This is a genomic window from Pseudomonas sp. N040, assembly GCF_015637705.1.
Lineage (GTDB): Bacteria > Pseudomonadota > Gammaproteobacteria > Pseudomonadales > Pseudomonadaceae > Aquipseudomonas.
Genome location: NZ_JADOBE010000027.1, coordinates 1 through 263 on the forward strand (window position 1 = coordinate 1; position 263 = coordinate 263).

At 70.0% G+C, this 263-nt stretch carries 1 protein-coding gene; it reads right to left on the minus strand.

What is annotated here, in order from left to right; all coding sequences use genetic code 11:
- Positions 1 to 263 (minus strand): autotransporter-associated beta strand repeat-containing protein (locus tag ISX93_RS17025; protein ID WP_195779947.1); only part of this gene is annotated, 263 nt, incomplete at both ends.

The window sequence follows — 263 nt, forward strand, 5'->3', positions numbered from 1 at the left end:
ATCACATCGCCGCTGCCCAGGCTGCCGGTGGTGCCGCCGGCGCCGATGCTGAGGGTGCCGGCGCTGATGGTGGTGGTACCGCTGTAGGTGTTGGCTCCGGTGAGGGAGGCGGTGCCTGCGCCGAGCTTGGTCAGCGTGCCCGTGCCGGAAATAGCGTTGGCGACGGTGACGGCGTTGCTGCGATTGATCTGCAGGGTGCTGTTGTTGACCACGGCGCCGCTGCCCAGGCTGCCGGTGGTGCCGCCCGCGCCGATGCTGAGGGT